The organism is Cellulosimicrobium sp. MI9406 (genome assembly GCF_040595865.1).
GTDB lineage: Bacteria > Actinomycetota > Actinomycetes > Actinomycetales > Cellulomonadaceae > Cellulosimicrobium > Cellulosimicrobium funkei.
Window position 1 is genome coordinate 191,518 of sequence record NZ_JALIZI010000006.1, and the last position, 24,668, is coordinate 216,185.

22 protein-coding genes and 1 riboswitch are annotated in these 24,668 nt (G+C 75.8%); of the genes, 21 read left to right on the forward strand and 1 reads right to left on the reverse strand.

The features are described from left to right. Positions 1-32: 32 nt before the first annotated feature. From carA to MT994_RS12985, 16 genes are all read left to right on the forward strand, one after another. A complete protein-coding gene (gene carA, locus MT994_RS12910) occupies positions 33-1,271 on the forward strand; it encodes a glutamine-hydrolyzing carbamoyl-phosphate synthase small subunit (protein ID WP_354806556.1) in 1,239 nt (412 codons plus the stop codon). 2 nt (positions 1,272-1,273) lie between these two features. Continuing rightward, on the forward strand, positions 1,274-4,645 hold the full coding sequence (gene carB / locus MT994_RS12915; protein WP_340696935.1) for a carbamoyl-phosphate synthase large subunit: 3,372 nt from the start codon (positions 1,274-1,276) through the stop codon (positions 4,643-4,645). Further along, the gene (gene pyrF, locus MT994_RS12920) at positions 4,642-5,511 is read left to right on the forward strand and encodes an orotidine-5'-phosphate decarboxylase (protein WP_085387981.1); all 870 of its coding nucleotides are present in this window, start codon (positions 4,642-4,644) and stop codon (positions 5,509-5,511) included. Before carB ends, pyrF begins: the two co-directional genes overlap by 4 nt. Positions 5,512-5,600: 89 nt before the next feature. Beyond that, entirely contained in the window at positions 5,601-6,476 is an 876-nt protein-coding gene (locus tag MT994_RS12925) for a tyrosine-protein phosphatase (protein ID WP_086150379.1), read from the forward strand. Between the two features lie 266 nt (positions 6,477-6,742). Next, positions 6,743-7,054 carry an integration host factor, actinobacterial type gene (mihF, locus tag MT994_RS12930; protein ID WP_021482878.1) on the forward strand — a complete coding sequence of 104 codons (312 nt, stop codon included), beginning with the start codon at positions 6,743-6,745 and terminating at the stop codon, positions 7,052-7,054. A 94-nt stretch (positions 7,055-7,148) separates the two neighbouring features. Then, the gene (gene gmk, locus MT994_RS12935) at positions 7,149-7,769 is read left to right on the forward strand and encodes a guanylate kinase (protein ID WP_354806702.1); all 621 of its coding nucleotides are present in this window, start codon (positions 7,149-7,151) and stop codon (positions 7,767-7,769) included. A 174-nt stretch (positions 7,770-7,943) separates the two neighbouring features. Further along, positions 7,944-8,222 carry a DNA-directed RNA polymerase subunit omega gene (gene rpoZ / locus MT994_RS12940; RefSeq protein ID WP_031316460.1) on the forward strand — a complete coding sequence of 93 codons (279 nt, stop codon included), beginning with the start codon at positions 7,944-7,946 and terminating at the stop codon, positions 8,220-8,222. Positions 8,223-8,344: 122 nt separating this feature from the next. Then, positions 8,345-9,658 carry a bifunctional phosphopantothenoylcysteine decarboxylase/phosphopantothenate synthase gene (locus MT994_RS12945; RefSeq protein WP_354806558.1) on the forward strand — a complete coding sequence of 438 codons (1,314 nt, stop codon included), beginning with the start codon at positions 8,345-8,347 and terminating at the stop codon, positions 9,656-9,658. A 63-nt stretch (positions 9,659-9,721) separates the two neighbouring features. Next, the gene (gene metK, locus MT994_RS12950) at positions 9,722-10,918 is read left to right on the forward strand and encodes a methionine adenosyltransferase (protein ID WP_034653075.1); all 1,197 of its coding nucleotides are present in this window, start codon (positions 9,722-9,724) and stop codon (positions 10,916-10,918) included. Between the two features lie 145 nt (positions 10,919-11,063). Next, positions 11,064-13,427: a primosomal protein N' gene (locus MT994_RS12955; RefSeq protein WP_354806559.1), complete on the forward strand. Its 2,364-nt coding sequence runs from the start codon at positions 11,064-11,066 to the stop codon at positions 13,425-13,427. After that, on the forward strand, positions 13,424-14,158 hold the full coding sequence (locus MT994_RS12960) for an HAD family phosphatase (RefSeq protein ID WP_354806561.1): 735 nt from the start codon (positions 13,424-13,426) through the stop codon (positions 14,156-14,158). Before MT994_RS12955 ends, MT994_RS12960 begins: the two co-directional genes overlap by 4 nt. Positions 14,159-14,188: 30 nt before the next feature. Further along, a complete protein-coding gene (locus tag MT994_RS12965) occupies positions 14,189-14,563 on the forward strand; it encodes a hypothetical protein (protein WP_354806562.1) in 375 nt (124 codons plus the stop codon). A 102-nt stretch (positions 14,564-14,665) separates the two neighbouring features. Continuing rightward, positions 14,666-15,619: a methionyl-tRNA formyltransferase gene (fmt, locus tag MT994_RS12970; RefSeq protein WP_354806563.1), complete on the forward strand. Its 954-nt coding sequence runs from the start codon at positions 14,666-14,668 to the stop codon at positions 15,617-15,619. Beyond that, a complete protein-coding gene (locus MT994_RS12975; protein WP_354806565.1) occupies positions 15,616-17,298 on the forward strand; it encodes a transcription antitermination factor NusB in 1,683 nt (560 codons plus the stop codon). The genes fmt and MT994_RS12975 overlap by 4 nt, the downstream gene beginning before the upstream one ends. 131 nt (positions 17,299-17,429) lie before the next feature. Next, positions 17,430-17,657 carry a helix-turn-helix transcriptional regulator gene (locus MT994_RS12980; protein WP_031316417.1) on the forward strand — a complete coding sequence of 76 codons (228 nt, stop codon included), beginning with the start codon at positions 17,430-17,432 and terminating at the stop codon, positions 17,655-17,657. After that, positions 17,654-18,940 (forward strand): HipA domain-containing protein, encoded by a 1,287-nt coding sequence (locus tag MT994_RS12985; RefSeq protein ID WP_354806567.1) that lies wholly within the window; start codon positions 17,654-17,656, stop codon positions 18,938-18,940. Before MT994_RS12980 ends, MT994_RS12985 begins: the two co-directional genes overlap by 4 nt. A 102-nt stretch (positions 18,941-19,042) precedes the next feature. Here the strand turns inward: MT994_RS12985 and MT994_RS12990 are convergent, their stop codons facing one another. Continuing rightward, a complete protein-coding gene (locus tag MT994_RS12990) occupies positions 19,043-19,663 on the reverse strand; it encodes an N-acetyltransferase family protein (protein WP_354806568.1) in 621 nt (206 codons plus the stop codon). A 51-nt stretch (positions 19,664-19,714) separates the two neighbouring features. Between MT994_RS12990 and rpe the strand changes: the two genes are divergently transcribed. The 5 genes from rpe (at position 19,715) to ribH (ending at position 24,611) form a co-directional block, all read left to right on the forward strand. Further along, positions 19,715-20,383, forward strand: coding sequence for a ribulose-phosphate 3-epimerase (gene rpe, locus MT994_RS12995; protein ID WP_009863278.1), 669 nt, complete (start codon positions 19,715-19,717; stop codon positions 20,381-20,383). 299 nt (positions 20,384-20,682) lie between these two features. Further along, a riboswitch (FMN riboswitch) is annotated at positions 20,683-20,808 on the forward strand. A gap of 158 nt (positions 20,809-20,966) precedes the next feature. Further along, on the forward strand, positions 20,967-22,100 hold the full coding sequence (gene ribD / locus MT994_RS13000) for a bifunctional diaminohydroxyphosphoribosylaminopyrimidine deaminase/5-amino-6-(5-phosphoribosylamino)uracil reductase RibD (RefSeq protein ID WP_354806570.1): 1,134 nt from the start codon (positions 20,967-20,969) through the stop codon (positions 22,098-22,100). After that, positions 22,100-22,723: a riboflavin synthase gene (locus MT994_RS13005; RefSeq protein ID WP_021481615.1), complete on the forward strand. Its 624-nt coding sequence runs from the start codon at positions 22,100-22,102 to the stop codon at positions 22,721-22,723. Before ribD ends, MT994_RS13005 begins: the two co-directional genes overlap by 1 nt. A gap of 47 nt (positions 22,724-22,770) precedes the next feature. Beyond that, the gene (ribB, locus tag MT994_RS13010) at positions 22,771-24,147 is read left to right on the forward strand and encodes a 3,4-dihydroxy-2-butanone-4-phosphate synthase (protein WP_354806572.1); all 1,377 of its coding nucleotides are present in this window, start codon (positions 22,771-22,773) and stop codon (positions 24,145-24,147) included. Beyond that, entirely contained in the window at positions 24,144-24,611 is a 468-nt protein-coding gene (gene ribH, locus MT994_RS13015) for a 6,7-dimethyl-8-ribityllumazine synthase (RefSeq protein WP_047234219.1), read from the forward strand. Before ribB ends, ribH begins: the two co-directional genes overlap by 4 nt. Positions 24,612-24,668 lie beyond the last annotated feature (57 nt).

The window sequence follows — 24,668 nt, forward strand, 5'->3', positions numbered from 1 at the left end:
ACGCAGTGAGCTCACCGACCGCAGTCACCTCGGTGACCGGCGCACCCGCCCCCGACCGGGCCCTGATCGTCCTCGAGGACGGCACGGTGCAGCCCGGCCGCGCGTACGGCGCGCGCGGCACGACCGTCGGCGAGATCGTCTTCAACACCGGCATGACCGGCTACCAGGAGACCCTCACCGACCCCTCCTACCACCGGCAGATCGTCGTCATGACGGCCCCCCACATCGGGAACACGGGCGTCAACGACGAGGACCCGGAGTCCGGCAAGATCTGGGTCGCCGGGTACGTCGTGCGCGACGCGGCCCGTCGCGCGTCGAGCTGGCGCGCGCAGCGCACCCTCGACGAGGAGCTCGCGGCCCAGGGCGTCGTCGGCATCAGCGACGTCGACACGCGCGCCCTCACGCGCCACCTGCGCGAGCTCGGCGTGATGCGCGCGGGCATCTTCTCCGGCGACGCGCTCGTGCGCGACGGCTACCCGCGCACCGTGGAGGACCTCGTGGCCGAGGTGAAGGCGGCGCCCGCGATGGCCGGCGCCGACCTCGCCCGCGAGGTGAGCACGGACACGGCGTACGTCGTCGAGCCCTTCGAGGGCACGACGCCGGACGGCGAGCCCGTCGCCACCGTCGTCGCCGTGGACCTCGGCATCAAGTCGATGACGCCCCAGCGCCTCGCCCAGCGCGGCGTGCGCGTGCACGTGGTGCCCGCGGCCTCGACGATCGCGGACATCGAGGCGTACGCGCCCGACGGCGTGTTCTTCTCGAACGGCCCGGGCGACCCGAGCGCCGCGACCCACGAGGTCGAGCTGCTGCGCGGCGTCCTGGACCGCGGCACGCCGTTCTTCGGCATCTGCTTCGGCAACCAGATCCTCGGGCGCGCGCTCGGCTACGGCACGTACAAGCTCGCGTACGGCCACCGCGGCATCAACCAGCCCGTCATGGACCGCCGCACCGGCAAGGTCGAGGTCACGGCCCACAACCACGGGTTCGCGGTCGACGCGCCGCTCGACGGCGAGTCCGTCGCCCCGCACGACCGCGGCCGCTACGGGCGTGTCGTCGTGTCCCACGTCGGGCTCAACGACCAGGTGGTCGAGGGGCTCGAGTGCCTCGACCTGCCCGCCTTCTCCGTCCAGTACCACCCCGAGGCCGCGGCCGGCCCCCACGACGCCGCGTACCTCTTCGACCGCTTCGTCGAGCTCATGACGTCGCGTCGCGCCGCCGGCGCGGCGGGCGCGGGCTCCGACGCCGTCGAGCAGACCACCAAGGAGAGCTGACCGTGCCTCGCAGAACCGACATCTCCAGCGTCCTGGTCATCGGGTCCGGCCCGATCGTCATCGGCCAGGCGTGCGAGTTCGACTACTCCGGCACCCAGGCGTGCCGCGTGCTCAAGGAGGAGGGCCTGCGGGTCGTCCTCGTGAACTCGAACCCGGCGACGATCATGACCGACCCCGAGTTCGCCGACGCGACCTACGTCGAGCCGATCACGACCGAGGTCCTCACGTCGATCATCGCCAAGGAGCGCCCCGACGCGCTGCTGCCGACGCTCGGCGGTCAGACGGCGCTCAACGCGGCGATCGCGCTCGACGAGGCGGGCGTCCTCGCCGAGTACGGCGTCGAGCTCATCGGCGCGAACATCGCGGCGATCCAGAAGGGCGAGGACCGCCAGCAGTTCAAGGACGTCGTCGAGACGTGCGGCGGCGAGTCCGCGCGCTCGGTCATCGTCCACACGGTCGACGAGGCGATCGCGGCCGCGGGCGACCTCGGCTACCCGATGGTCGTGCGCCCGTCGTTCACGATGGGCGGCCTCGGCTCGGGCTTCGCGTACGACGAGGACGAGCTGCGCCGCATCGTCGGCCAGGGCCTGCACTACTCCCCGGTGACGGAGGTGCTCCTCGAGGAGTCGATCCTCGGCTGGAAGGAGTACGAGCTCGAGCTCATGCGCGACAAGAACGACAACGTCGTGGTCGTGTGCTCGATCGAGAACGTCGACCCCGTCGGCGTGCACACGGGCGACTCGATCACGGTCGCGCCCGCGCTCACGCTCACCGACCGCGAGTACCAGAAGCTGCGCGACATCGGCATCGCCGTCATCCGCGAGGTCGGCGTCGACACGGGCGGCTGCAACATCCAGTTCGCCGTCGACCCGGACACGGGCCGCGTCATCGTCATCGAGATGAACCCGCGCGTCTCGCGGTCGTCCGCGCTCGCGTCCAAGGCGACCGGGTTCCCCATCGCGAAGATCGCGGCGAAGCTCGCCGTCGGCTACACGCTCGACGAGATCCCCAACGACATCACGCAGGTCACGCCGGCCTCGTTCGAGCCGACGCTCGACTACGTGGTCGTCAAGGTGCCGCGGTTCGCGTTCGAGAAGTTCCCGGCCGCGGACCCGACGCTCACGACGACCATGAAGTCGGTCGGCGAGGCGATGGCGCTCGGGCGCAACTTCACGGAGGCGCTGGGCAAGGCGCTGCGCTCGATCGACAAGGGCGGCTCGGTCTTCCACTGGGACGGCGAGCCCGTCTCCGGCGCGGAGCTCGACGAGCTGCTCGTGCGCATCGCGCGCCCCACGGAGAACCGGATCATCGGCGTCCAGCAGGCGCTGCGCGCCGGGGCGAGCGTGGAGCAGGTGTTCGAGGCCACGAAGATCGACCCGTGGTACCTCGACCAGATCCAGCTGGTCAACGAGGTCGCGGCGGCCGTCGCCGACGCGCCCGCGCTCACGGAGGACGTGCTGCGCGAGGCGAAGAAGCACGGTCTGTCCGACGCGCAGGTCGCGCGCCTGCGCGGCATGGGCCCGGCGGGCGAGGCGACCGTGCGCGAGGTCCGCTACGCGCTCGGCGTCCGGCCCGTCTACAAGACGGTCGACACGTGCGCGGCCGAGTTCGCCGCCCGCACGCCGTACCACTACTCGTCGTACGACCTCGAGACCGAGGTCGCCCCGCGCGAGCGCGAGGCCGTGATCATCCTCGGCTCGGGCCCGAACCGCATCGGCCAGGGCATCGAGTTCGACTACTCGTGCGTGCACGCGGCCCTCACGCTGCGCGAGCGCTACGAGACGGTCATGGTCAACTGCAACCCGGAGACGGTCTCGACCGACTACGACACGTCCGACCGCCTCTACTTCGAGCCGCTGACGTTCGAGGACGTGCTCGAGGTCTACCAGGCGGAGCTCGCCGCGGGACCGGTCAAGGGCATCATCGTCCAGCTCGGCGGCCAGACCCCGCTCGCGCTCGCGCAGCGCCTCGCCGACGCGGGCCTGCCGATCCTCGGCACGAGCCCCGAGGCGATCGACGCCGCGGAGGACCGCGGCGAGTTCGGCCGCGTGCTCGTCGAGGCGGGCCTGCCCGCCCCGGCGTTCGGCACGGCGCGCTCGCTGGACGAGGCGAAGGACGTCGCGGCCGGCATCGGGTACCCGGTGCTCGTGCGCCCGTCCTACGTGCTCGGCGGGCGCGGCATGGAGATCGTGTACTCGGCCGAGCAGCTCACGGGCTACGTCGAGCGCGCCCTCGTGGCGGCCGCGGCGGAGGACCGCACGGCCGGGACGCTGCCCGCGCCGCTGCTCATCGACCGGTTCCTGGACGACGCCATGGAGATCGACGTCGACGCGCTCTACGACGGCACCGAGCTCTTCCTCGGCGGCGTGATGGAGCACATCGAGGAGGCGGGCATCCACTCGGGCGACTCGGCGTGCGTCCTGCCGCCCGTGTCGCTCTCGGAGCAGGAGATCGAGCGCATCCGCCGCTCGACCGAGGCCATCGCGAAGGGCGTCGGCGTGCGCGGCCTGCTCAACGTGCAGTACGCGCTCGTCTCCGACGTGCTCTACGTCCTGGAGGCCAACCCCCGCGCGTCGCGCACGGTGCCGTTCGTCTCGAAGGCGACGGGCACGTCGCTCGCGAAGGCCGCGGCGCGCGTCATGGCGGGCGAGTCGATCGCGGAGCTGCGCGCCGCGGGCGTGCTGCCCGCCGAGGGCGACGGCGGCACGCTCCCGCTCGACGCGCCGATCGCGGTCAAGGAGGCGGTCCTGCCGTTCAAGCGCTTCCGCACCGCGGACGGCGTCGTGGTCGACACGGTGCTCGGCCCGGAGATGCGCTCGACGGGCGAGGTCATGGGCTTCGACCGCGACTTCCCGCACGCGTTCGCCAAGTCGCAGGCCGCCGCGTTCGGCGGGCTGCCGACGTCGGGCCGCGTGTTCGTCTCGGTCGCGGACCGCGACAAGCGCTCGATCGTCTTCCCGGTCAAGCGCCTCGCGGAGCTCGGCTTCGAGATCCTCGCGACGGACGGCACGTCGAGCGTGCTGCGCCGCAACGGCATCGCGTCGCGCGTGGTGCGCAAGTTCTCCGCGGGCCGCGGGGCGGACGGCGAGCCGACGATCGTCGACCTCATCACGGCCGGCGAGGTGGACATGGTCATCAACACGCCGTCCGGGCAGGGCGCGCGCGCCGACGGCTACGAGATCCGCGCGGCCACGACGGCGGCCGACAAGCCGATCGCGACGACGGTCGACCAGCTCGCCGCCGCGGTGCAGGGCATCGAGGCGGTCCTCGCGGGGCCGTTCGCGGTCGCGAGCCTCCAGGAGCACATGGCGGGCGAGGGCCTGACCGACGGCGTCGAGCTGCCCGCTCCCGCCGCGGAGCGGGTGGGCGCGTGAGCGCGGGCTTCGGCGCGCGCCTCGCGGCGGCGACGGCGGACCACGGGCCGCTGTGCGTGGGCATCGACCCGCACCCGGGCCTGCTCGCGGACTGGGGCCTGCCCGACGACGCCTCCGGGCTGCGCGAGTTCGGCCTGCGGGTCGTCGAGGCGGTCGGGGGCCGCGTGGCCGCGGTCAAGCCGCAGTCGGCGTTCTTCGAGCGCCACGGGTCGCGCGGCGTCGCGGCGCTCGAGGAGGTCCTCGCGGCGGCCCGTGCCGCCGGGACGCTGACGATCATGGACGCCAAGCGCGGCGACATCGGCTCGACCATGGCCGCGTACGCCGACGCGTACCTGCGCGACGGCTCCCCGCTCGCGGCGGACGCGCTGACCGTGTCGCCGTACCTGGGGTTCGGATCGCTGCAGCCCGCGGTGGACGCGGCGCTGGAGACGGGGCGCGGCCTGTTCGTGCTCTGCCTGACGTCGAACCCCGAGGGCGCCGAGGTGCAGCACGCGCGCCGGGGCGCCGGGGCGGGCGTGGAGTCCGTCGCGGCGCACGTCGCGCGCGAGGCGGCCCAGGTGAACGCCCCGGTCGTCGCCGCGGGCGACGCGCTCGGGCCGGTCGGGCTCGTGGTGGGCGCGACGATCGCGGACGCCGCGGCGCGCACCGGCACGGACCTCGCGGCCGTGCGCGGGCCGCTCCTGGCGCCCGGCGTGGGCGCGCAGGGCGCGGGCGCGGCCGAGCTCGCCGCCGTGTTCGGCGACGCGCGGCGCCAGGTGCTCGCGTCGTCGTCGCGCGGGGTGCTGCGCGCCGGGCCGGACGCGGACGCGCTGCGCGCGGCGGCCCGCGCCGCCACGGACGAGGCGGCGCAGGCCCTGCGCGGCTGAGCCCCGCACCTCCCGGGACCGGGCCGGCACCCTCGCGGGTGCCGGCCCGGTCGCCGTCGTGCCCCGCGGTCGCGTGCCAGACTGCGCCCATGACCTCCCGCGACGAGACGACCGACCCCGCCCCGACCGCTGCCGGTACGCCTCCGGAGCTGCCCCCGCCGGGAGCCGTGCCGGGTGCCCTGGACGTGCCGGGCACGTGGAACGCGCGCGACGTGGGCGGTCGGGCGGTGCCGGCCGGTCACGACGAGCCGCTGCGGACGGGCGTGCTGCTGCGCACGGCGAGCCTGTCCCGGCTCACCCCCGCGGGCCAGGCCGCGCTCGTCGACCTGGACGTGCGGACGGTCGTCGACCTGCGCGGCGGGGACGAGCTCGCGCGCGACGGCGCGGACGCCGTCCCGGGCGGCGTGCGCGTGCTGCGCCGGGGCATGGACCCGACGCCGGGCCTGGTCGACGGGGGAGCGGGCGCGGGCGCGTCGGCGGACCCGGCAGCGCTCGTGGCGGGCCTGCTCGCGGCCGACGACCCCGCCGCGGTCGCGCGGCGCCTCATGCACGGCGTGTACGCGACGTTCGTCACGGACCCGGGCATCCGGGAGACGGTCGGCCACGTCCTGGCGGACGTCGCCGCGGCCGACGGCGCGAGCGTCGTGCACTGCTCGGCGGGCAAGGACCGCACGGGCTGGGTCGTGGCCCTCGTGCAGTACGTCGCGGGGGTCCCGGAGGAGGAGCGCATGGCCGAGTACCTCGCGAGCGCGGCGGCGGCCGAGGGGCTCGCCGCGCTCGTGCCCCCGCTGCCGGGGCTGTCGCCCGAGGCGCTGGCGCCGGTCCTCACCGTCGAGCCCGCGTACCTGGAGGGCGCGTGGGAGCTCGCGGTGCGCGAGCACGGGAGCATCGACGACTACCTCGTGGCGTGCGGCGTGACGACGGCGGTGCGCGACGCGCTCGTGGCGCGCCTCGTGGCGTCCTGAGCCGCCCCCGATCCGCGTCCCGCCCTCGTTCCGCCGTCGTTCCGGGCCCGCCGCCGGGGCCGTTGCGGAGACCGTCCCGGGTACGGCCGCGGACGACGCGCCATGCCCAGTCGTTGCCCGATCGCCCGAGGCTCGCTACTTTCGAGGGGTCGGCTCCGTGCGTCGGCGCAGGTCGCCCGGGTGATCCACCCGGTCGGGGCTCCACCTGCGGGCACGCCGGGACGACTGAGTGGGCCCATCCGCCTGACGACGAGTAGGTGACTTGCGTGGCACTTCCACCCCTGACCCCAGAACAGCGCGCGGCGGCGCTCGAGAAGGCCGCGGAGGCACGACGCGTGCGCGCCGAGGTGAAGAACCGGCTCAAGTACTCCCAGGGCTCCCTGAAGGAGGTCATCGAGCGCGGCCAGACGGACGACATGATCGGCAAGCTCAAGGTCGTCTCGTTGCTGGAGTCCCTGCCCGGCGTGGGTAAGGTGAAGGCTCGGGCGATCATGGAGGAGATCGGGATCGCCGAGACACGTCGTGTCCGCGGCCTCGGCCCCCACCAGTCCGCGGCCCTCATCGAGAGGTTTGGCTGACATTTCCGCGCACCCGTCCGAGCCGACGCCGTCCGTCCCCGCCGGGGAGACCACGGGGCCGGCGTCGCCGCCCGTCGTCCCCGGCCCCGCCCGCCTGACCGTCCTGGCCGGCCCGACCGCCGTCGGGAAGGGCACGGTGTCGGCCGACATCCGGGCCCGCTACCCGGAGGTGTGGCTGTCCGTGTCGGCGACGACGCGCGACCCGCGCCCGGGCGAGGTGGACGGCGTGCACTACCTGTTCGTCGGCCCGGACGAGTTCGCGCGCATGGTCGCGGACCGTGAGCTGCTGGAGTGGGCCGTCGTGCACGGGCGCAACAGCTACGGCACGCCCCGGCGCGCGGTCGAGGAGAAGCTCGCCGCGGGCGTGCCGGCGCTCCTGGAGATCGACCTCCAGGGTGCGCGGCAGGTCCGGGCGTCGATGCCCGAGGCCCGGTTCGTGTTCCTGGCGCCGCCGAGCTGGGACGAGCTCGTGCGTCGCCTGGTCGGCCGCGGCACGGAGGACGCGGAGGAGCGGGAGCGCCGGCTGACGACGGCGCGGGTCGAGCTCGCGGCGGAGTCCGAGTTCGACCACGTCATCGTCAACGATGAGGTGCACCGCGCGACGGACGAGCTGGTGCGCGTCATGGGGCTCGAGCCCCGTCCCGTCCCGACGGAGGGCTCGTCCCCGGCGTCGTCCCCCGTGCCGTCCGGGCACGGCGAGGGGCACAGCGAGTAGACTGTCCTGCGGTGCCCGTGCGCGGGCGTTCCCCCGTGGGCCCGAGGCCCGGTCGGCGGCCCGTCCTGCGACGTGGTGCCGCGGCCGCCCGGTCCCGGACGGGGCGCCGTGCGCGCCGCCGCCATCGACCAGCTGCAGCGCCCGCTGCAGACCCTTGAACCCACGGAGCGAACTGTGTCCGGAACCGTCGCCGCCCCCGAGGGCATCACCGACCCGCCCATCGACGACCTGCTCGAGCACGTCGACTCGAAGTACGCGCTGGTCATCTACTCGGCCAAGCGTGCGCGCCAGATCAACGCGTACTACTCGCAGCTCAGCGAGGGCCTGCTGGAGAACGTCGGGCCGCTGCTCGAGACGCGCAACCAGGAGAAGCCGCTCTCGATCGCGATGCGCGAGATCAACGCGGGCCTGCTGACGATCGAGGCCGAGCCCGACGAGGCCCCCGAGGCCTGAGCCCGCACGCCGCGCACCTCCACCGGAGGGCGCGGCGTTCGTGCGTCCGCGCCCGAGTGCGCGGGCCCCCTGTCCCGCCGCGTTCGGCGACGGGTCTGAGCCGGACCTCCAGGAGGAACGACATGCGGATCGTGCTCGGCGTGAGCGGCGGGGTCGCGGCGTACAAGGCCGTGCTGCTGCTGCGGCTGCTGCGGGAGCAGGGCCATCGGGTGCGGGTGGTGCCGACGGCGTCCGCCCTGCGCTTCGTGGGCGCGCCCACGTGGGAGGCGCTGTCGGGCGAGCCGGCCACGGACCAGGTGTTCGAGGACGTCGAGCACGTGCCGCACGTCGCCCTGGGCCAGGGTGCCGACCTCGTGGTCGTGGCGCCCGCCACGGCGGACCTGCTGGCGCGCGCGGCGGTCGGGCGCGCGGACGACCTGCTGACCTCGACGCTGCTCACCGCGCGCTGCCCGGTGGTCATGGCGCCCGCGATGCACACGGAGATGTGGGAGCACCCGGCGACGGTCGCGAACGTGGCGACGTTGCGCGCGCGGGGCGTGCACGTGATCGAGCCGGCGTCCGGCCGCCTCACGGGGGCGGACACCGGGCCGGGGCGCCTGCCCGAGCCGGACGAGATCGCGCGCGTCGCGCTCGCCGTCGTGGAGGACGCGTCCCGCGCGAACGCCGCCGACGCGGGCGCGGAGCCCGGCCACGGGCCCGGCAGCGGGCCGGCGCAGGATCTCGCGGGCCGGCGCGTCGTGGTGTCGGCGGGCGGCACGCGCGAGCCGATCGACCCGGTGCGGTTCATCGGCAACCGGTCGAGCGGGCGTCAGGGCGTCGAGCTCGCGCGTGCGGCGGCGGCGCGCGGCGCGCACGTCACGCTCGTGGCGGCGAACCTGTCCCCGGACGTGGCCGCGCTCGTGCGCGCGCCCGGGGGCGTGGCCGACGCCGTGGTGGAGGTCGAGACGACGGCTCAGCTGCGCGACGCGGTGCGGTCGGCGGCGGCCGGGGCGGACGTCGTGGTCATGGCGGCGGCCGTCGCGGACTTCCGCCCGGCCCACGCGCCCGACGCGAAGATCAAGAAGGTGCCGGGCCAGGGGCCCGAGCCGATCGCGCTCGTGGAGAACCCGGACGTGCTCGCCGAGCTCGCCCGCGACCGGCTGCGCCCGGGCCAGGTGGTGGTCGGCTTCGCGGCGGAGACCGGTGACGCGCACGGGTCCGTGCTCGACCACGGCCGGGCCAAGGCGCGGCGCAAGGGCGCGGACCTGCTCGTGGTCAACGCCGTGGGCGAGGGTCGCGGGTTCGCGGTCGACGCGAACGACGTGACCGTGGTCGACGGCGCGGGGGACGTCGTCGCGACGGCGAGCGGGTCGAAGGGCGAGGTCGCGGACGCGGTGTGGGACGTCGTCGTGCCGCGCGTGGCGCCGTCGGACGAGCGGGCCGGGGCCGACGAGTGACCCGCGTCTCGTCTCGCCTGCCGGATATGCTCGCCCACCTTTCGGGACAGTAGGCTGTGCGCCATGGCTGAGCTGCGTCTCTTCACGTCCGAGTCCGTCACCGAGGGGCACCCGGACAAGGTCTGCGACCAGATCTCCGACGCGATCCTGGACGCGCTCCTCGCGCAGGACCCGACGTCCCGCGTGGCGGTGGAGACGATGGTCACCACGGGCCTGGTGCACGTCGCCGGCGAGGTGACGACCGACGCGTACGTCGAGATCCCGCAGATCGTGCGCGACGTCGTGCGCCGGATCGGGTACACGTCGTCGGTGATCGGCTTCGACGCGGACTCGTGCGGCATCTCGGTGTCGATCGGCCAGCAGTCGCCGGACATCGCGCAGGGCGTCGACAAGAGTCTCGAGGAGCGCGACGACCAGGGCGACCACGACCCCCTCGACGCGCAGGGCGCGGGCGACCAGGGCCTGATGTTCGGGTACGCGAGCGACGACACGCCGAGCCTCATGCCCTTGCCGGTGTGGCTCGCGCACCGTCTCGCCGAGCGCCTGGCGGCGGTGCGCCGGGACGGCACGGTGCCGGGCCTGCGCCCGGACGGCAAGACGCAGGTCACCGTCGGGTACGACGGCGACCGCGCGGTCAGCCTCGACACGGTGGTCCTCTCGACGCAGCACGACCCGGACGTCCGTCAGGACGAGCTGCACCGGCAGGTCGCGGCGCAGGTCGTGGCCCCCGTGCTCGACGCTGCGGGCCTCGATCTCGACGTGCGCGCGACGCGCCTGTTCGTCAACCCCACCGGCACGTTCGTCGTGGGCGGCCCGCAGGGTGACGCGGGCCTGACGGGCCGCAAGATCATCGTCGACACGTACGGCGGCATGGCCCGCCACGGCGGGGGCGCGTTCTCCGGCAAGGACCCGTCGAAGGTGGACCGCTCGGCCGCGTACGCGACGCGCTGGGTCGCGAAGAACGTCGTCGCGGCGGGTCTGGCGCGGCGCTGCGAGGTGCAGGTCGCGTACGCGATCGGCAAGGCGCACCCCGTCGGCCTGTACGTGGAGACGTTCGGCACGGAGAAGGTCCCGGTCGAGCGCATCACGGCCGCGATCCGCGAGGTGTTCGACCTGCGCCCGGCGGCGATCATCCGCGACCTGGACCTCCTGCGTCCCATCTACGCCCCGACGGCGGCCTACGGGCACTTCGGGCGCGAGCTCGAGCAGTTCACGTGGGAGCGCACGGACCGCGTCGCGGACCTGCAGTCCCAGGTGTGAGGAGCGTCGTCGCGCCGGTCGCGGGCGACGGCCGCGCACGGGGACGGCGCGGCACCGCGGGTGCCGGGCGCACTGCCCGGCGCACCGTCGTGAGCGAGGCCGTGAGCGCGCCGGTCGTGACGGCGGCGCGTGGTTCGATGGCGTCGTGAGCGAGCCGGAGGACACGTCGCGGGCGGTGCAGGACACCCTGCTCACCGTCGCGCCCGCCGCGCCCCGCCGGGGGCCCGCGCCGCCGGCGTCGCACCAGATCGCCGCGCACCTGCCGGTGGCGCGCCTCGCGCTCGACCTCGCGCCCCCGCACCTGGACCGCCCCTTCGACTACCTCGTGCCCGCCACGATGTCCGACGACGCGCGCCCGGGGGTGCGGGTCAAGGTGCGGTTCGCGGGCCGGGACGTCGACGGGTACGTCCTGGAGCGCGTCGACCGCTCGGACCACGACGGGCGCCTGCTGCCGCTGCGGCGCGTCGTGTCGGCCGAGCCCGTGCTGGCACCGGCCGTCGCCCGGCTCGCGCGTGCGGTCGCCGACCACTACGCCGGCACGCTCTCGGACGTGCTGCGCCTCGCCGTGCCCCCGCGGCACGCGCGCGCCGAGCAGTCCTTCGCGGCACGGACGGCCCCCGGCCCGGTGCCCGCGCCGGGTATGCCCCCAACTGAGGAGGTCCCAGTCGCCACGAGCGAGGACGCCGTCGCCGCCGAGGCGGCTCCTGCGGGTCCTCCCGTCGACGAACCGGGTCCCGCGCCTGCCGAGCCCGTTCCCGGGTCGGTGCCTGCTGCGGCGCGGGCGCCGCACCAGGAGTCCGTCTGGGCCCCGTACCGGGCCGGTGCCGCGTTCCTCGCGCACGTCGCGGGCGGCGGGGCGCCCCGGGCCGTGTGGACAGCGCTCCCCGGTCTCGCGCCCCCGGCACCCGAGACGGTCCCCGAGGGTCGGCGCGGCGCGGGCCGCTCCCGCAAGGAGCCCGACGCGCTGCCCGTCACGCACTGGGCGGCCGCGGTCGCCGAGGCGGTGCGCGCGGCCCGGTCGGGCGGGCGGGGCGCGCTCGTCGTCGTGCCGGACGCGCGCGACGTCGACCAGGTGTGCGCCGCGCTCGCGGCCGCCGGGCTGCCCGCGTGGGACGCGGCGACCGGGGGCGAGGTGGTGCGACTGACGGCCGACGAGGGGCCCGCCCCGCGCTACCGCGCGTTCCTCGCCGTCCTGCACGGTGACGCGCGCGTCGTCGTGGGGACCCGTGCGGCGGCGTTCGCGCCCGTGGTCGACCTCGGGCTGGTGGTCTGCTGGAACGACGGCGAGGACACCCTCGCGGAGCCGCGCGCCCCGTACCCGCACGCGCGCGAGGTGCTCGCGCTGCGCAGCGACCAGGAGGGCGCGGCGTTCCTGCTGGGGTCGCACGGGCGCACGGTCGCGGCGCACGCGCTCGTCGTACGGGGCTGGGCGCACGAGCTCGCGGCGCCGCGCGACGTCGTGCGGGCCCGGGCGCCGCGCGTGCGGGCGCTGACCTCGGTCGAGCTGGCGGCGGAGGGACCGGGCGCCGCGGCGCGCATCCCGACGGCCGCGTGGCGCGCGGCGCGCGCGGCGCTGGAGCAAGGGCCGGTGCTGGTGCAGGTGCCGCGGTCGGGGTACGTGCCGGTCGTGGCGTGCGGCCGGTGCCGCACGCCTGCGCGCTGCACGGTGTGCCACGGGCCGCTCGCGCTGTCCGGTCCGCAGGCGACGCCGCAGTGCGCGTGGTGCGGGGCGCTCGCGGGCGGGTGGTCGTGCGCGGAGTGCCACTGGACGGGGCTGCGGTCGGTGCGCGTGGGCTCCCAGCGCACCGCGGAGGAGCTGGGGCGCGCGTTCGCGGGGGTCCCGGTGCAGGTGTCCGGTGCCGCGGCGGCGGGCGGGGTGCTGGGGGCGGTGTCCGCGCGCCCCGCGCTCGTGGTCGCGACGCCGGGCGCCGAGCCGGTCGCCGAGGGCGGGTACGCGGCGGCGCTGTTGCTGGACGCGGCGGTGAGCACGGCGCACGTCGGGCTGGACGTCGCGCAGGACGCGCTCGCGCGCTGGCTCGCCGCGGCGGCGCTCGTGCGGCCCGCGACGGAGGGCGGGCAGGTGCTGCTCGTGGGCGACGCCGCGCCCGCGCCGACGAACGCCCTCGTGCGCTGGGACCCGGCGCTCCTCGCGGACCGGGAGCTGGACGAGCGGGTGGAGCTGTCGCTGCCGCCGGCGGTCCGGGTGGCGGCGGTGACGGGCGACCGTCCCGCGGTGGCGGCGGTACTGGGCCGGGTGGCGCTCGCGGGCCCGGAGACGGTGCTGGGTCCGGTGGAGGTGGCGGCGTCGCCGCGCGGGCGGGGTACGGACGGGGCGGACGGCGCGGCGCCCGGGCTGGTGGACGCCCCGCCCGTGCGGGCGGTGGTGCGGGTCGCGGTGCGCGACGGCCGCCGGCTGGCGCGCGAGCTCGGCGCGTCCGTCGCGGTCCGGTCCGCGCGGCGGGAGCCGGGTAGCGTGCGGGTGGAGCTCGACCCGAAGGAGATCCTGTGACGCACCGCCCTGTGACGCACCACCCCGTGCCCGCCGTCCCGACCGTCGCCCCCGTCACCGAGGCGTCCGCCGACGAGACCCCCGACCGGGACCCGGCACCCGCCGCCCGCGAGATCGACGCCGTGCTGTACGACTTCGGCAACGTCCTGGTGGGCTGGGACCCGTACGGTGCGTACGACGGCGTCGACCGGCGGGACGTGGACGCGTTCTTCGCCGACGTGGACTTCCGGGTGCTCAACCACGAGCGGGACGCCGGTGCGACGTGGCAGGACGCGCGCGACCGCGTGGCGGCGAGCCACCCGCACCACGTCACGCTCCTGGACCGGTACGTCGAGCGGTTCCCCGCGACGCTCACCGGCCCGGTCGAGGGCTCCGAGGAGCTCGTGCGCGAGCTGCGGGACCTGGGCCTGCGGCTGTACGGGCTGACGAACTGGTCCGCGGAGCTCTTCGGGCACGCCGCTCCGGCCGCTCCGGCCACGGCCCTCATGGAGGACGTGCTGGTCTCCGGGCGCGAGGGCCTGGCCAAGCCCGACCCGGCGATCTTCGCGCTCGCGGTCGAGCGGTTCGGTCTCGACCCGGCCCGGACGCTGTTCACCGACGACAGCCCCGCCAACGTCGACGCCGCGAGACGCCTCGGGCTGCGCACCCACCTGTTCGAGGGCACGGCGGGCCTGCGCGCGGCGCTGCGCGACCTGGGCGTGCCGGTCGGCCCCGAGGGCGCCGGGTCGTGATGGGCGCTGGGTCGTGACGGGCGCCGCGTCGTGACGGGTGCCGGGGTGCCGCGCGCGCTCACGGCCCCCGAGCGCGACGTGCTCGTCTGGATGCTCCGCCACGGGTGCCGCGGCGAGGCGGTCGCGCCCGACCGGGACGCGGCCGACCGTGGGCGCTGGCTCGCCCAGGTCGACGCGGTGCGCGTGCACGGCGGGTGCGCGTGCGGGTCCTGCCCGACGATCGACCTGGGCGACGACGACGGTCCCGTCCCCGCGCAGGGCCCGCGCGTCGTGCTGGAGGCGGGCACGGACCGCTTCCTCCTGCTGCTGTTCGTCGACGACGACCGGCTGAGCTGCCTCGAGCTCGCTCCCGTGGACGACGAGGCGTTCCCCGCCTTCCCGCCGGTCGCCACGCTGGCGACCTGACCTCCGGGCCCGTACCGGGCGCCTGCGCATACCGGGCGCCCGACTCGTGCACGGGGCCGCTCCCGGGTCTGCCGCCCTGCCCGGCCACCTAGAATCGGGCCCATGCGCCTGCTGTTCGCGGGGACCCCGGATACCGCGGTCCCGTCCCTCGACGCCCTCCTCGACTCCCGCCACGAGGTGGTCGCCGTGCTCACGCGCGCCGACGCGCCGTCGGGCCGCGGACGGCGCCTGACCCCCAGCCCCGTCCGCGTGCGTGCCGAGGAGGCCGGGATCCCCGTCCTCACCGACCGGCCCCGCGGCGAGGAGTTCCTCGCGCGCCTCGCCGCGCTCGACGTCGACGCGGCACCCGTCGTCGCGTACGGGGAGATCCTGCGCCCCGACGTGCTCGCCGTGCCCCGGCACGGGTGGGTCAACCTGCACTTCTCCGTCCTGCCCGCCTGGCGCGGCGCGGCGCCCGTGCAGCGCGCGATCATCGCGGGCGACGAGGTGACCGGGGCGACGACGTTCCTCATCGAGGAAGGGCTGGACTCGGGGCCCACGCTCGGCACCACGACGGAGACGATCCGGCCCCGGGACACCGCGGGCGACCTCCTGGGCCGCCTCGCCGTCTCCGGTGCCGACCTCCTCGTCGCCACCCTCGACGCCCTCGAGGACGGCACCCTGCGCCCGCAGCCCCAGCCCGCCGACGGCGTCTCGCACGCCGCCAAGCTCACGACCGCCGACGCGGAGGTCCGCTGGGACCACCCGGCGCTCGCGGTCGACCGCCTCGTGCGCGGCTGCACCCCGGCCCCCGGGGCGTGGACGACCCTGCCCGGCGCCGACGGCACGCCCGCGCGCCTGGGGCTCGGCCCGGTCACCCCGCGGCCCGACGTCGTCGACCTCGCCCCCGGGCGCGTGCGCGCCGGGAAGAAGGAGGTGCTCGTCGGGACCGCGACCCACGCCGTCCAGCTGGGGGAGGTGGCGCCCGTGGGCAAGAAGCACATGGCCGCCGCGGACTGGGCGCGCGGTGCCCGGCTCGACGACGCCACGGTCCTCGGTGCGGAGACCGCCCGATGAGCGCCGAGCGCCGCGACCGCGACGGTTCGAACGCACGTTCGAACAGGAACGGGCGACCGCAGCGCCGTGAGGGTGCCGCGTCGAACAGGCGTTCGAGCGATGGTGTCCCGGGTCGGGGCGACGACTCGAACGCACGTTCGAATCCTGGTGCGGCGCCGGCCGGCGGGGGAGACGAGCGCCGCGACGCCCGAGGGCGCCAGCGCGGCGCCGCCCGCTCCCGCGGAGAGGTGCACCGCGGCTCCGCAGCACCCTCCCAGCGCCGCAAGGGCACCGACCCCGCACGGGCCGTCGCGTACGACGTCCTGCGCCAGGTCGACGGCTCCGACGCCTACGCCAACCTCGTCCTGCCGCCCCTGCTGCGCGAGCGCGGCATCCGCGGACGCGACGCCGGCTTCGCGACCGAGCTCGCCTACGGCACCCTGCGCCTGCGCGGCCGCTACGACGCGATCCTCGCGCACTGCCTCGACCGCCCCCTCGACCGCCTCGACCCGCCCGTCCTCGACGTCCTGCGCCTCGGCACCCACCAGCTCCTCGCCATGCGCGTCCCGCAGCACGCCGCCGTCTCCGAGACCGTCGGCCTCGCCCGCGAGCGCACCGGCGCCGGCAGCGCCCAGCTCGTCAACGCCGTCCTGCGCCGCGTCGCCCGCACCCCCCTCGACGACTGGCTCACGACCCTCGCCGACGACGCCCCCGACCCCCTCGCGGCGCTCGCGGCCACCCAGAGCCACCCCGTCTGGATCGCCCGCGCCCTGCGCGACGCCCTCGCCGGCAACGGGCGCCCCGTCGACGAGCTCGACGCCCTCCTCGCCGCCGACAACGACGCCCCCCGCGTCACGCTCGTCGCGCGCCCCGGCCTCGCCGACCCCCACGAGCTCGCCGACGGCGACGGCCGCGTCACCCCCGCCCGCTGGGCGCCCACCGCGCTCACCCTCGACGGCGGCGACCCCGCCGCGTTCGGCGCCGTGCGCGACGGCCGCGCCGGCGTCCAGGATGAGGGCAGCCAGCTCGTCGCCCTCGCGCTCGCCGCCGCACCGCTCACCGGGCCGCAGCCCGGCTCCACCGGCGACGACGCGCGCTGGCTCGACCTGTGCGCCGGCCCCGGCGGCAAGGCCGCGCTCCTCGCGGCGCTCGCGGCCGAGCGCGGGGCGCGCCTCGTCGCCAACGAGGTCCAGCCGCACCGCGCACGCCTCGTGGAGAAGGCGCTCGCCGCCGTGCCCGCGGACGCCGTGGAGGCCGTGCGCACGGGCGACGGGCGCGCCGTCGGGCAGGACGAGCCGGGCGCGTACGACCGCGTGCTCCTCGACGCCCCCTGCACGGGCCTCGGGGCCCTGCGCCGCCGACCCGAGTCCCGGTGGCGCCGCACCCCGGCGGACCTCGCGACCCTCACCGGGCTCCAGCGCGAGCTCCTCGACTCCGCGCTCGACGCCGTCCGGCCCGGGGGAGTGGTCGGGTACGTCACGTGCTCGCCCCACCTCGCCGAGACCCAGGTCGTCGTCGCCGACGTGCTGCGCCGTCGCGACGACGTCGAGGTCCTCGACGCCCCGGCCGTCGTGCGCGACGTCGTGCGCCCCGAGGTGCGCGACATCGTCGAGCTCGGGGACCGTCAGGACGTCCAGCTCTGGCCGCACGTCCACGGCACCGACGCCATGCACCTCACGCTCTTGCGCCGCACGGTGTGAGCGCCGCGCCCCGCGTCGCGATGTCGTCATATCTCGACAACGCGAGGGTGTCAGAGTAACCTGACACCGTGTCGTGTCAGGGAATCCCGACGCGGCAGCACGTCAGGGCACCCCACGGCAGGAGAGCGAGCATGGCCGACACCTGGACCACCCCCCGCAGCCCCCGCGACCTCGGCGCCTACCTCAGCCGCGTCCGCCGAACCCGCGGACTCACCCAGGCCCAGGTCGCCGACGAGCTCGGCATCACCCGCCAGTACCTCTCCGAGCTCGAGAACGGCGTCGAGAACCTCTGGGTCCAACGACTCTTCGAGCTCCTCGACACCCTCGACGTCGACCTGCGACTCCAGGAACGCCGATGACCACCCTCACCGCCTGGCTCTACGGAACCCCCGTCGCCACCCTCGCACCCACCGGCCTGCGCACCACCGACGGCACACCCCGCGTCACCCTCACCTGGACCACCGACGCCCTCGACCGCTGGGGGCACGACGCCCGCGTCCTGTCCCACCTGCTCCCCATCACCCCACCCGACGAACCCCCGCCCCACCCCGCGCGCGTCGCCGCCTGGCTCGACGGACTCCTCCCCGAGGGCCGCACCCGCGACGCCATGGCCATCGACGCCGGCATCGACCCCGACGACGCCCTCGCCTTCCTCGTCCACTACGGCCACGACACCGCCGGCGCCGTCCTCCTCGCACCCGAAGGACAACCCCTCCCCACCCCCCGCACCCCCGAACGCCTCGACGACGCCGCCGTCGCACGACTCCTGCGCGCCGCCGTCGCACGCAGCGGGGGAGAAGGCCGCGCCGACCACCTCACCAGCTCCCTGCCCGGCATGGAACCCAAGATCACCCTCCTCCACGACGAGCACGGCTGGGCCCGACCCCACGGCACCGCACCGACCACCCACATCCTCAAGGTCGCCCGCCCCTCCGACTCACCCACCGCCGACCTCGTCAACACCGAGGCCGCCGCCCTCGACCTCGCCCGCCGCATCGGCCTCACCACCGTCGACGCCCACGTCACCGAGCTCGACGGCGAACGCGCCATCGTCGTCACCCGCTACGACCGCGTCCCCGACCCCACCGACCCCACCGGCACCGCACGCCTCCACCAGGAGGACGCCGCCCAGGCCCTCGGCATCAACACCCGCGACCCCGAACGCAAGTTCCAGCACGGCCGCCGCTTCCCCTCCCTCGCCGCCATCGCCCGCACCCTGCGCGACGACGGCACCCGCCCCGACCCCCTCCTCGCCCTCACCACCCTCAACCTCGCCCTCGGCAACACCGACGCCCACGCCAAGAACATCTCCGTCCTGCGCCACGCCGACGGCACCGTCCGCCTCGCCCCCGCCTACGACATCGCCATGCACCTCCACCACGACCACGCCTCCCGCGTCTTCGCCATGGACGTCGCCGGCGAACGCGACATGGACCGCCTCACCGCCGACCACCTCGTCACCGAGGGCACCACCTGGGGACTGCCCCGCCGACGCGCCCAGCGCGCCGTCGCCCAGACCCTCGACGGACTCCTCGCGGCGCTCGCGGACATCGACCGCGACGCCCACCCCGGCGTGAGCCGTCACGCCTGGCGCACGGTCGAGCGCCGTACCACCGACCTCCGCCGCGGCCGGGTCGTCTAACGGTCCCCTTCTCACGCCGAGCAGGTGGTCGTGGCGGGTCCGGGCGCCCTCACCCACCGGGACCGCCTGCTCGCCCCGCCGGGTCGGGGCGCCCCAGGGTGCTCAGAGGGTGCGCTGGAGCAGGATCGTGTCGACCCAGCGGCCGTGCTTGAACCCGACGGCGGTGAGGCGGCCGGCCTCGACGAAGCCGAAGCGGCGGTGCAGCGGGAGCGACCCGGCGGCCTCGGGGACGTCGGCCACGACGGAGACGACCTGGCGGACCCCCGCGGCGGCGAGCGCCTCCAGGAGCGCGGCGAGCAGCGCGGTGCCCACCCCGCGCCCGGCGTGTGCCGGGTCGAGGTAGATCGTGTCCTCGGCGGTGTGCCGGTAGGCGGGCTTGGGGCGCCAGGCCGACGCGTACGCGTAGCCCGCGACGACGGCGCCGGTCGGGGAGCCCGGCCCGCCCGGGGCGTCGACCTCGGCGACGAGGAACGGCAGGCCGCGCGCGGTGACGTCGTCGAGCTTGCGGTGCCACGCCGGGACGTCCCAGACCTCCTCCTCGAACGTCACGCACGTGTCGCGCACGAACGGGGCGGCGATCTCCGCGACCCGCGGCAGGTCGTGCACCGTGGCCGGGCGCACGGTCACGGCGGGCGCGGAGGCGTGCGGGTGCCCGGGGCGGTGCGGCGTGCCGCAAACGGAGGAAGGGGGCGAGCCGGGGGAGGGGGAGGAGAGGTCGCTCACGCGACGAGGGTACGAGCACCGGGCTCCGGCACGCGCCCCTAGGCTGGGCCCATGGCAGCCCTCATCGCACCGAGCATCCTGTCCGCCGACTTCGCGAACCTCGAGCGCGACCTGAACGCGATCGCCACGGCGGACTACGCGCACGTCGACGTCATGGACAACCACTTCGTGCCGAACCTCACGCTCGGGCTGCCGGTGTTCGAGCGCCTGGCGCAGGTGTCGCCCGTCCCGATCGACGCCCACCTCATGATCGAGGACCCTGACCGCTGGGCGCCGGCCTACGCGGAGGCGGGCGCGGCGTCGGTCACGTTCCACGCCGAGGCCGCTGCTGCCCCTGTGCGGCTCGCTCGCGAGCTCCGCCGCCTGGGAGCCCGCGCAGGCGTCGCGCTGCGCCCTGCGACGCCGGTGGAGCCCTTCCTGGACCTGCTGACCGAGGTGGACATGATCCTCGTCATGACGGTCGAGCCGGGCTTCGGCGGGCAGTCCTTCATCGAGGGGACGCTGCCGAAGATCCGGCGGGCGCGCGAAGCCGTGAGCGAGTCGGGCCTCGACGTGTGGATCCAGGTCGACGGGGGAGTGTCCCGCTCGACGATCGAGCGAGCCGCGGACGCGGGGGCGAACGTCTTCGTCGCCGGGTCGGCGGTCTACGGGGCGGAGAACGTGCCCGAGGAGATCCAGGCGCTGCGCGAGCTGGCGGAGGCGTCGGCGCACGCTCACTGACGTCAGGACGAGAAGGGGCCCTCTTCGGGCCCCTTCTTCGTTCCAGATGAAATAGTGTGCCAAGCGCACACCTTGCATCTACGAGACCGCGAAAACCTCACCACCAAGCACGGAGAAGGGGGTTGAGGCCAGCCGTCGGACGGCGAAGCTCGACGCCTCGGGGGGAGGCGGTGCTCCCGAGCGGCGACCTCGACGGGAGCGGGCGAGGTCGCGCCGGACCGCCGCTCGCACCCGTGCCGGTCGCACCCGCGCGGGGCGCACCCGGAGTAACATCGGCGGTTGCAGTACGCAGTACGCACGAACGTGCTCCGGGGTCGGTGCAATTCCGAGCCGGCGGTGACAGTCCGCGACCCGCGCCCACGCGCGGTTGACCTGGTGGAACTCCAGGACCGACGGTGAAAGTCCGGATGGGAGGAAGCACGTGCGGCGTGGCCACGCCTCGGCGCGTGGTGCTCCGGCGACCCGCCGGCGCACCCGTCCGGGACGGTGACGGCCTCGCCGTGGTGAGCGACGCCGTCGAGCCCTCGTGGCTCGACCCGCCGCCCGCCCTCACCCCGGAGCGCCCGTGCCCGGGAGGAGGACGATGGGCGAGCACCCCCGCACCCTGACGGTCGACGCCGCGATGACGCGCGCGCTCGAGCTGGCGGCCCGAGGGCCGGCACACGGGCCGAACCCGCGCGTTGGGTGCGTCCTGCTGGGCCCTCCGCCCGGCGCGACCCTGCCCGACGGCGCCGCGCCCGGCTCGCTCGACCCGCACCCGCGGCCCGTGCTCGCCGAGGGGTGGCACCGTGGCGCGGGGACGCCGCACGCCGAGGCGGCGGCCCTCGCGGACGCCCGGGCGCGCGGCGTCGACGTCGCCGGCGCGACGGCGGTCGTGACGCTCGAGCCGTGCGCCCACACCGGTCGCACCGGCCCGTGCGCCGACGCCCTCGTCGCCGCGGGCGTGGCAGAGGTCGTGCTCGCCGTCGACGACCCGAACCCCGTCGCCACGGGCGGCGCGCACCGGCTGCGGGCCGCGGGGGTCCGCGTCGTGCGCGGCCTGCGCGCCGCCGAGGGCGAGGAGCTCCTGCGGGTGTGGCTCGCGGCCGTCCGGCGCGGCACGCCGTACGTGACGCTCAAGACGGCCACGACGCTCGACGGCTACGTCGCCGCCGCGGACGGGACGAGCCGGTGGATCACCGGGCCCGCGGCGCGCGAGCACGCGCACCGCGTGCGGGCGGAGGTGGACGCGATCGCCGTCGGCACGGGCACGCTCCTGGCCGACGACCCCGAGCTCACCGCGCGGGTGCCCGCCCACGGCTCGTCCCACGAGGCCGCGAGCGCCGCGCGTCTGGCGGAGCACCAGCCGTTGCGGGTGGTCGTGGGCCTGCGGGGGATCCCGCCGACGGCGCGGGTCCACGGGGAGGGTGGCGAGCTGGTGCACGTGCTGACGCGGGACGTCGGTGAGGTGCTGGAGCGGCTCGCGGAGCGCGAGGTGCGGCACGTGCTGGTGGAGGGCGGTCCGACGCTGGCGACGGCGTTCCTGGCCGCGGGCGCGGTGGACGAGCTGCACGCGTACGTGGCCCCGGTGCTGCTGGGGGGCGGACGACGCGCGGTGGACGGGTTCGGTGTGGCGACGATCGCCGACGCGCACCGGTTTCGCACGGTGGAGGTGAGGCGTGTCGGGGACGACGCGCTGGTGGTGTCCAGGAAGAGCACGGAAGGACGGGTGGGTTGATGTTCACGGGGATCGTGGAGGAGATCGGCAGGGTCCGGGGGATCGCGTTCCCTGGCGGCGCGGGGGAGGACGCGGTGCTCACGGTCGAGGGGCCGCTCGCGGCGTCGGACGCGGCGCTCGGTGACTCGATCGCGGTGAACGGGGTGTGCCTGACGGTCACGAGCCTCGGGGGCGACGGGTCGTTCACGGCGGACGTGATGCCGGAGTCGTTGCGGCGGACTGCGCTGGGTGACCTCGTGGCGGGGTCGCCGGTGAACCTGGAGCGGGCCGTCCGGGCGGACGCGCGGCTGGGCGGTCATGTCGTGCAGGGCCACGTGGACGGCGTCGGCACGCTCGTGAGCCGCGCGCCGGGGGAGCGGTGGGACGACCTGGTGCTCTCCGCGCCTGGGGGTCTGACGCGCTACGTGGCGGAGAAGGGCTCGATCGCGGTGAGCGGGGTGTCGTTGACGGTGACGCACGTGGACGACGAGACGTTCGGCGTCTCGCTGATCCCGACGACGCTCGAGGCGACGATCCTCGGGCGACTGATGCCGGGCGACCGGGTGAACCTCGAGGTGGACGTGCTCGCGAAGTACGTCGAACGCCTGCTGGTGTCCGGCGTGGTCCCCGGGAGCGCGTCGTGACGGGCGCGGGGTCCGCGAGCGCCGCGGTGCCGGAGGGGTCGGGGGGCGTGCGGCTGGGGTCGGTCGAGGAGGCGTTGGCGGCGATCCGGGCGGGGCGTCCGGTGCTGGTGGCGGACTCGCCGGACCGGGAGAACGAGGCGGACGTGGTGTTCGCGGCGCAGGGGGTGTCGGCGGAGTGGGTGGCGTGGACGATCCGGCACTCGTCGGGGTACCTGTGCGCGCCGATGCCGGCTGCGCGGGCGGACGCGTTGGAGCTGCCGTTGATGGTGCCGCACAGCCAGGACCCGCGGCGGACGGCGTACACGGTGACGGTGGACGCGGCGACGGGGGTGTCGACGGGGATCTCGGCGGAGGACCGGGCGCGGACGTTGCGGGTGCTGGCGGACCCGGCATCGGGTGCGGGAGATCTGATCCGGCCGGGTCATGTGCTGCCGTTGCGGGCGGTGCCGGGGGGTGTGCTGCATCGTGCGGGGCACACGGAGGCTGCGGTGGACCTGGTGCGTCTGGCGGGGAGGGGCGAGGTCGGGGGTATCGCGGAGCTGGTGCACGACGACGGGACGATGATGCGGCTGGGGGACGCGGCGGCCCTGGCGGAGCGTGACGGGTTGGTGCTGATCACGATCGCGGACCTGGTGGCGTGGCGGCGGGTGCACGACCCGGCGCCTGCGGTGGCCACGGAGGTGCCGGGTCGGGAGGCGGTGGCGCGGCGGGTGCACCGCACGGCTTCGGCGGAGCTCCCGACGGCGCACGGCCGGTTCCGGGTGGTGGGGTACCGGGACCTGCGCACGGGGGCCGAGCACGTGGCCCTGGTCCCTGCGGTCGCCCCTGCTGGTGCCTCGGGCCGGGGTGAGGCTGGTGCGGAGACCGCGAGCGCCGTCGGGACGGAGGTGGTGCCGGTGGTGCGGGTGCACTCGGAGTGCTTGACGGGGGACGCGTTCGGGTCGTTGCGGTGCGACTGCGGTCCGCAGCTGGGGGCGGCGTTGGGGCGGGTCGCGGCGGAGGGGGGTGCGGTGGTGTACCTGCGGGGGCACGAGGGTCGCGGCATCGGGCTGCTGGCGAAGATCGGGGCGTACGAGCTGCAGGACGCTGGTCTGGACACGGTGCAGGCGAACCTGGAGCTGGGGTGGCCGGTGGACCGTCGGGAGTACGGGGCGGCGGCGGCGATCCTGGCGGACCTGGGGTTGTCGCGGGTGCGGTTGCTGACGAACAACCCGGCGAAGGTGACGGGTCTGGTGGCGTCGGGCATCGACGTGGTGGGGGCGGAGCGGATCGAGGTGGGTCACGGTGAGCACAACCGGGCGTACCTGGTGACGAAGAAGGTGGCGATGGGTCATCTGCTGGACACGGTGGCGGTCCCGGACGGGGCTGTCCTGGTGGAGCCGGGCGACGAGCCGGGTACGGAGACGAAGGAGGACGAGGGATGAGCGGGGCAGGTGCGCCGACGGTGAGCGTGGACGGGTCGGGGCTGCGGGTGACGGTGGTCGCGGCGAGCTGGCACACGGAGGTGATGGACGGGTTGCTGGCGGGCGCGCGGCGGGCGTTGGCGGCGGCGAACGTGTCGCACGTGAGCGTGGTGCGGGTGCCGGGGTCGTTCGAGCTGCCGGTGGCGGCGGCACGCGCGGTGGAGCACGGCGCGGACGCGGTGGTGGCGCTGGGCGTGGTGATCCGTGGGGGGACGCCGCACTTCGAGTACGTGTGCCAGGCGGCGACGTCGGGTCTGACGGACGTGAGCGTGCGCACGGGGGTGCCGGTGGGGTTCGGTGTGCTGACGTGCGACGACGAGCAGCAGGCCCTGGACCGGGCGGGCCTGGAGGGGTCGCGCGAGGACAAGGGTGCGGAGGCCGCGGAGGCGGCGGTCGCGACGGTCGTGGCGCTGCGCGACCTGTGACGGACCGGGTCGGGGCGTGCCCGCTGGGCGGACACGCCCCGGCCGGGTCCGGGCGGC

Coding starts and splice junctions, on each gene's coding strand:
- MT994_RS12925 (WP_086150379.1), top strand. CDS start 5,601: ATGACCTCCCGCGACGAGACGACCGACCCCGCCCCGACCGCTGCCGGT.
- MT994_RS12945 (WP_354806558.1), top strand. CDS start 8,345: ATGCGGATCGTGCTCGGCGTGAGCGGCGGGGTCGCGGCGTACAAGGCC.
- metK (WP_034653075.1), top strand. CDS start 9,722: ATGGCTGAGCTGCGTCTCTTCACGTCCGAGTCCGTCACCGAGGGGCAC.
- fmt (WP_354806563.1), top strand. CDS start 14,666: ATGCGCCTGCTGTTCGCGGGGACCCCGGATACCGCGGTCCCGTCCCTC.
- MT994_RS12975 (WP_354806565.1), top strand. CDS start 15,616: ATGAGCGCCGAGCGCCGCGACCGCGACGGTTCGAACGCACGTTCGAAC.
- MT994_RS12980 (WP_031316417.1), top strand. CDS start 17,430: ATGGCCGACACCTGGACCACCCCCCGCAGCCCCCGCGACCTCGGCGCC.
- MT994_RS12985 (WP_354806567.1), top strand. CDS start 17,654: ATGACCACCCTCACCGCCTGGCTCTACGGAACCCCCGTCGCCACCCTC.
- rpe (WP_009863278.1), top strand. CDS start 19,715: ATGGCAGCCCTCATCGCACCGAGCATCCTGTCCGCCGACTTCGCGAAC.
- ribD (WP_354806570.1), top strand. CDS start 20,967: ATGGGCGAGCACCCCCGCACCCTGACGGTCGACGCCGCGATGACGCGC.
- MT994_RS13005 (WP_021481615.1), top strand. CDS start 22,100: ATGTTCACGGGGATCGTGGAGGAGATCGGCAGGGTCCGGGGGATCGCG.
- ribH (WP_047234219.1), top strand. CDS start 24,144: ATGAGCGGGGCAGGTGCGCCGACGGTGAGCGTGGACGGGTCGGGGCTG.